At 34.2% G+C, this 6,428-nt stretch carries 7 protein-coding genes and 1 pseudogene; 4 read left to right on the top strand and 4 right to left on the bottom strand.

Annotated elements, in window-relative coordinates; translation table 11 throughout:
- Positions 1–344: 344 nt before the first annotated feature.
- From HJG58_RS08675 to HJG58_RS08665, 4 genes and pseudogenes are all read right to left on the bottom strand, one after another.
- The gene (locus HJG58_RS08675) at positions 345–1,829 is read right to left on the bottom strand and encodes a P-loop NTPase family protein (RefSeq protein WP_170248587.1); all 1,485 of its coding nucleotides are present in this window, start codon (positions 1,827–1,829) and stop codon (positions 345–347) included.
- Positions 1,829–2,119: a DUF2523 family protein gene (locus tag HJG58_RS08670; RefSeq protein ID WP_170248586.1), complete on the bottom strand. Its 291-nt coding sequence runs from the start codon at positions 2,117–2,119 to the stop codon at positions 1,829–1,831. The genes HJG58_RS08675 and HJG58_RS08670 overlap by 1 nt, the downstream gene beginning before the upstream one ends.
- The gene (locus HJG58_RS19200; protein WP_407925777.1) at positions 2,112–2,243 is read right to left on the bottom strand and encodes a virulence factor TspB C-terminal domain-related protein; all 132 of its coding nucleotides are present in this window, start codon (positions 2,241–2,243) and stop codon (positions 2,112–2,114) included. The genes HJG58_RS08670 and HJG58_RS19200 overlap by 8 nt, the downstream gene beginning before the upstream one ends.
- A pseudogene (locus tag HJG58_RS08665) lies at positions 2,229–2,996 on the bottom strand (phage/plasmid replication protein, II/X family); the annotation flags it as partial. The pseudogene HJG58_RS08665 and the gene HJG58_RS19200, both read right to left, overlap by 15 nt.
- A 129-nt stretch (positions 2,997–3,125) precedes the next feature.
- Here HJG58_RS08665 and HJG58_RS08660 point away from each other — a divergent pair.
- From HJG58_RS08660 to HJG58_RS08645, 4 genes are all read left to right on the top strand, one after another.
- Positions 3,126–3,329, top strand: a complete 204-nt coding sequence (locus tag HJG58_RS08660; RefSeq protein ID WP_023188345.1) for a hypothetical protein — start codon at positions 3,126–3,128, stop codon at positions 3,327–3,329.
- A gap of 925 nt (positions 3,330–4,254) precedes the next feature.
- Complete coding sequence (locus tag HJG58_RS08655; protein ID WP_170248584.1) at positions 4,255–4,545, top strand: hypothetical protein; 291 nt, start codon at positions 4,255–4,257, stop codon at positions 4,543–4,545.
- Between the two features lie 491 nt (positions 4,546–5,036).
- Positions 5,037–5,570 carry a fimbrial protein gene (locus tag HJG58_RS08650; protein ID WP_170248583.1) on the top strand — a complete coding sequence of 178 codons (534 nt, stop codon included), beginning with the start codon at positions 5,037–5,039 and terminating at the stop codon, positions 5,568–5,570.
- Positions 5,571–5,658: 88 nt separating this feature from the next.
- A complete protein-coding gene (locus HJG58_RS08645) occupies positions 5,659–6,393 on the top strand; it encodes a fimbrial biogenesis chaperone (RefSeq protein WP_144618939.1) in 735 nt (244 codons plus the stop codon).
- Positions 6,394–6,428: the final 35 nt, after the last annotated feature.

Raw genomic sequence — 6,428 nt, 5'->3', positions numbered from 1 at the left:
AGATTGATGTTAAAAAGCCCCGTGAGACTAACAATGTTCTCACTGGGGCTTAGTAACATAATCTGTGCATCACATTATGCGAACTTTCAGAGCGAAGTTTCTTTAATGGATTTCAAAACATAGTAGAGGGCTGCAAAAAAGATAAAAATCAAAAAAAGTACTAAAGCAATATCATCATTTGTCATATATCCCACCCGCCAAAGTGTCTAGACTACGCCTTGAGACACGCAAAAATTGTACAAGATTTAAGTGTTTACTCGATGTGTCTCAATTCCCCTGAAGACACTTTTCTATACAGCTACGTTACATCAAATAGACGGTTTTTGTAATCAAAGAGAAGAAATTTAAATTAAGCCTTGCTGTTTTGCTGCCTCGTACTTAGCGATAATTTCAGCCTCTTTATATCGAGACGGGTAATCAGCTTGTTGTGGTTGCTGTGGCAATTGTTGTGCCTGCTGTGGTTGCGAAAAACCTTGTGATTGCTGCTTAAAGTAGTTGTACGGACGGTCATTATCTTCAATCAGTTTCGCACAGTCTGACTGGCTCACATCATGCAAAATTGTGCCCTGTTCAGTGTAAGCAACATATCTACCTTTTTTCTTCATACAGCCCGCAAATACAGGCTTAGACGTCACTTGATACTCAATCTTTGAAGTATCAACATCATAAGGCCTATTCGGATTGTACTTGACTGCAATTGTCTCCATACGAACATCATTTACTTGCTGTAGTTGATTATTTCTGACTTCTGGATTCTTCAAATCAGCACATTGTTCTGGTGTTAAAGTACCGCACTCAGCTTCATATTTTAATTTGTCAGCCATAGATTTCGACTTGTCATCAGCAACTTGAGGTCCCGACTGTAATTGACTAAATGCATCTTTTTCCTGTCCTGTCATTTGCTTAATTGCACTGCCAAAACTTTGAAAAATAGGTATTTTCATAAAGCCGACAATGGCAATCGTTAATATGGCAAAAAACAAAAATATGTATGCAAATACTTTTGGCGAAATCCTGAATTTCATTGATGTATGAGAAGATGCACTAACATACATGCGTTGAAATTTCTTTTTATAAACTAACAGAAAATAATCAACATACTTCTTCGGATCGCGTTGTGAATCTGCTGCATCACGTGGGCGACTAAGATATTTATCGAATACATAAATACCGCAAGCCTGTGGGTTTTGAGGTGGTCTTTTAACAAAATACAGCTTATCGATTAACTGTCTAAGCGAATAGTTTAAATCTTCTGCATCTTGAGAAATAAGCCATACATCTTTATCGGTATGACGCACCTCAGACATACCTAAAATAATTGGATCTTGAGATGGTACTCGGCCTTCCCATTTGTAAGGAGGACGTCTACGAATCTCATCAATGTAATGAATAGAACCCATCGGAGTTTTACGCCAGTCAATATCTGGAAATGGCAAAACACCTGCAATTTTTAAACCGTTAATATTTGAATAAATTTGCCTTACTGGAAGCAATGCAGTTAATGCAATTCCTTCCTCTTTGGTAATCTGCTCAATATATTTATTATAAAAAAAGTAATATTCGAAATATTCCTCAAACTGCTCCGCATCCTCCAACACATCGAAATCTTCATGATTAGAGGTTTTTTGAAGTGTTTTATCACCTAGCTCATAGGTATACGTAAAATCACGTTTTAGTAGATCACGATCTTCTAGTAACTTTCTATTTTCTTCAAAAATAGGAGCATTCTTTTTAAGATTTTCTAAATTTTTTTGCTGCTCTTCATACATACGAACAACAGCAAAATATGATTTCCCCTGACCAGGCTTTGCAATGATAGCGTATAACATTATTGTAGTTTCCTAATCGATAATTTGCCCGCGTTCATTGTTATGCGTATTGAAATTGCAGACAAAATATAGCTGATAGCAACATCAACCCCCGCAAGGTCAATTAAATAAAATAGACCTGAAAGCTGCTGAAATTGATTGTTTACATAGTTAAGTAAAATTGAAAAAACTGACTGTGAAATTGCAAATGAAACAAGTCCCAAACCTGCACCAGCCAATAATTTTTTAAATGCAGTAGTTAAGAATTTCTCGCCTACATACATCAATAAAAATATTAATCCTCTAATCATTACTACCCCCTCGATAATGTCCAGTGACAATGAAGAAGGCAGTTAACATGCCTACAAAAATAATCCACGGTCGAGCATAAGAGGCCCCTAAACAAAAGGTTTCATAACTGAGATTGGTAGGAATTCCATTACGTTCAAGCCAACGTTTTTTTAAACGTGATTCAAAACGTAAAAGACCGACAGTCCAGTTAATCAGATCCGAATTGGACATGACATCAACAACTCGTTGAGCTGCTTTATCGTTCTTCTTTGCAAGTTGCTTATACTCCTCAAATTGAGCGATAAATTCGTCATGCTTCATATAACACTTGTGATTCACAAGTCTTGAAGTCTGACCTCCCCAATATACTGAACTGTCGAAACGCTTGTTACTTAAACGAGTCTGGCCATTGCTGACATTGCTCAAGAAATCCAAAACTTTTTTAGCTGTGTTCTGGTCTTTCAATCGTACTGAGTAAGTCACATCAATATGTGAAACCCATGCACGAGGCCAATCTAGCATCCTTGCAAGAAGCGGATAAGCTTCATGTAAGAAGCCGATCATTTCCATAGCACCCTGCTCTATGTTGTCGCTGCCAAAGACATTATGCCCTTGCAGCAATTTCGCAGGAGAAGCCTTGATCTGTACAAAAGGTTCATACGAAGAATCAAAAAAAACTTTCATTGCCATACCAGTGTAATGAGTCGGAACCGACTCAAACGGATGGAATAACGCAGCAGCAGAAATTGAACCATCGTCATTCTTATGAACAGAACGAGAAGCAAGCGGTATTTCTATACTGTGAAGATCGATATCTACAAAAAAATAACGCCCTTCCGCATCTACTGAGTAGAAGCTGGATTCAAAAGGCGCATTTATGCAAATATGATCTAGCATGGTCTAATTACGCATGTATACAAATAACATTAAGCGGAATTTAATACAATTACACATGAATAGCAAGCACATATAACAGATATACAAGTAATATTGTATGCAAGTTAATAACCCGAAAATGTGACGAAAATGGCAGTAACAGTTCGTTTAAATGACAAAGAGCAAGAATCTCTACGAAAGAAGTGTGTAGAGCTCAATAAAATTCTGATCAATAAAAATCTACAGCCGATCAAGGATAGTGAGCTTGTACACATCATCCTTGATCAAGCTATAGAAAATGTTGAGATATCAGCACATGGAAAAGTAGTTGTAAGAAACGCAAAAGATCTATAAAAATTCCGAAATTTCGGACTAGAGTCCACCATTAGAAGACGTGGACTCCCCGCCTCGGCTTCAAATTCGCATAATGCAGATTGATGTTAAAAAGCCCCGTGAGACTAACAATGTTCTCACTGGGGCTTAGTAACATAATCTGTGCATCACATTATACGAACAGTCATATAATTCAATATTGACCCATAGCTTGGTAGCTATCCTTCATTTGTTTGTAGTACTTATTTCTCTTTCTAGCTATTGTGGTACGTTTTAGCTATGTGGAATGAATCTTTATTCTAATTAAATTCAGCACTAGCATCTTCTGAAGTTGCTATTGATGCATAATAAATAGTATTCATAAATCTAATTAAATAGAAATTATGATTAGGTTCGGCTAATAATCGCTTGTTTGATTTTTATTGAACTTTTCTCCTACCTAAATCCAAAGGAATCTACGAATTATATTTCGTTAGTTCATTTTCCTAAAATATTTAAAGTGTATGCTAAATTCTAATTCATTAGATCTTATATACTCAGGATCTACAATATAAAGCAAATTTAATTACACATTGCTTCGATAATGTATATTTGGTCACATTTTTATTAAAATCCATATTTTATTTCTCGGTAATAATTTTGAAACATAAATTATAAATCAAATAAGTAAATTATATGTTTAATCATATATCATTTAGTTGATTTATTAATCTATTTTTTAAAAATTAATTAAATATCAATAATTTATATTAATTATTTAATTTTTAACTAATTACATGGATTAATATGGTTTAAGAATTTTAACTATTACATTATTTAAAATGGTTAATGTGATTTATATCACGTGAAAATTAATAATTTTTATTATTTTAAGCTTAATGATTGTTTTTAAATTAAAAATAATGTATCAACTATATATAAGCTATTTTATAAATAGGTATATAAAATGAAAAATAATATATTTAAACTTCTTGTTTTGATGGTGCTTTCCGCTTCCCCACTATTTTGTTATGCAAATAACACAATAATGATAAGAGGAAATATTGTTGAAGATACGTGTTCAAGAGAACATAGTGAGATAGAATGTGTTGATGTAAATAATTTAAATATTAAACTTGATAATGAATATTTAAATAAAGATAGTCTTTTTAAATTAGCTCAACACACTGAGAAAATGGACACTAGTATTGAAAGTATAGGTTCTAATCACAAGGTTGTACTTATCAATTATCACTAACTTATAACTAGAATATTTGAGCTTATTTCATTAGTAAGCTTGGATAAAAGAGTGATTTGTCGAATTCATCGCACATTTTTATGAATTGATGATTTGTTAGCTCTTTTTCATCAAAAATGACTATTTGTCTATTTTTTTGTATACATATACACAGTTTATTCTATATAATTGTATTCTAAGAGTTTAAGCTTATTTTTCACATAAATTGTTTAATTCTTTTCAATTTTCATAGTGTTCTTATGTAACTTACTTTTTTACATAGCATCTTTCTTTCAGAAAACAAAAAAACTTTTATAAACAGCTGCATAAGTTGTAAATACTAGCTCTACATTCCAAATAAATTGTGTGTTAAAATTAAAAATATGAAAAAATAATGTGATGTAGTTTGCATTTTGTTTAAGAAGTGTTAATATTGCGGCATTACTTTTCAAGATGTCAAACACTGGAAAAGTAAGGAATTAAACTTTTATCCAGACCTTTGAGAAAACACTATGAAAAAACTTGCTTTGATCGCTGCTCTTTCGGTTGTAGGGATTGCGAATGCTCAAGCTGCTGATGGTACAATTACAATTAATGGTTTAGTTACAGACAAAACTTGTGACATCGTTAATAACGGTGGTAAAGACTTGACAGTTACTCTTCCAACTGTTTCTAAACAAACTTTAGCTGTTGCTGGGGATGTTGCTGGTCGTACTCCTTTCCAAATTAAATTAGCTAACTGTTCTGAAGGTAAAGTAGCTACTTACTTCGAACCAGGTGCTAACGTTGACTTTAATACTGGTCGTTTACTTAACACAGACGCTACTGGTGCTAAAAACGTTAACGTTCAACTTTTAGGTAGCAACAACAACTTCATCCCAGTACTTGCTGCTGGTGCAAACGGTGCTCAAGCTAACTCTCAATGGGTTGACGTAGCTGAAGGTGCAAGTGCTGACCTTAACTACTATGCTGAATACTATGCAACTGGTGCTTCTACTGCTGGTAAAGTAACTACTTCTGTTCAATACACAATTATCTATCAATAATTAATTGATAGCGGGGTTTCTATGTCCGCATGGAAACCCTGTTTTGTGTAGCACTTTCCTGAATCTTTCTTGGTTGAGAACTCGAAAAATGAAATTGAACAGTTATAATTTTTTGTTAGGTTTGGCGTTTGCTTCATCTGTTGCTGCTCCTGCCGCTCAAGCAGAAATTGTAATTCATGGCACCCGTGTAATTTATCCGTCGGATGCTAGAGAAGTTACGCTACAAGTTAGCAATAACGGTTCAAAACCAGCACTTGTCCAAGCTTGGATTGATGAAGGTGATCCAAAAAGTACTCCGGATCAATCAAAAGTTCCTTTTATGATTGCTCCTCCAATTTCTCGTGTTGAAGCGACAAAAAGTCAGACGCTTCGTATTACTGCCCTTCCAAATGCTTCTCAATTTAACCAGAAGCAAGAAACTGTTTTGTGGTTAAACGTTTTGGATATTCCACCAAGACCTACCTCAAAAAATGCAGATACGACACCTGATAACTTCTTACAACTTGCAATTCGTTCCCGGATCAAATTCTTCTATCGTCCGGCTTCAATTAAAGAAGATGCGAATTTAGCAGCAGATAAGCTTCAATGGGTTAAATCTGGTCAGAATTTAACGGTAAAAAATCCAACTCCTTTCCACATTACGATGACTTCTGTTTACCAAAAGGCAGGTGATAAAAAAGTTGATTTATTACCTCAAGGTTTAATGATTAAACCTTTTTCTGAAGAGTCTGTTCAGCTTAAGAATGGCAATCTTCAAGATATGAGTTTTATGAATGTCAATGACTATGGTGGTCGAGTCGAACACCAAATAAAACTTCAGTAATCAGATTTATCTTTTTAATAAATTTAAGCACCTAT

Source organism: Acinetobacter geminorum, from assembly GCF_013009345.1.
GTDB lineage: Bacteria > Pseudomonadota > Gammaproteobacteria > Pseudomonadales > Moraxellaceae > Acinetobacter > Acinetobacter geminorum.
This window is presented reverse-complemented; position numbering and strand designations above follow the sequence as displayed.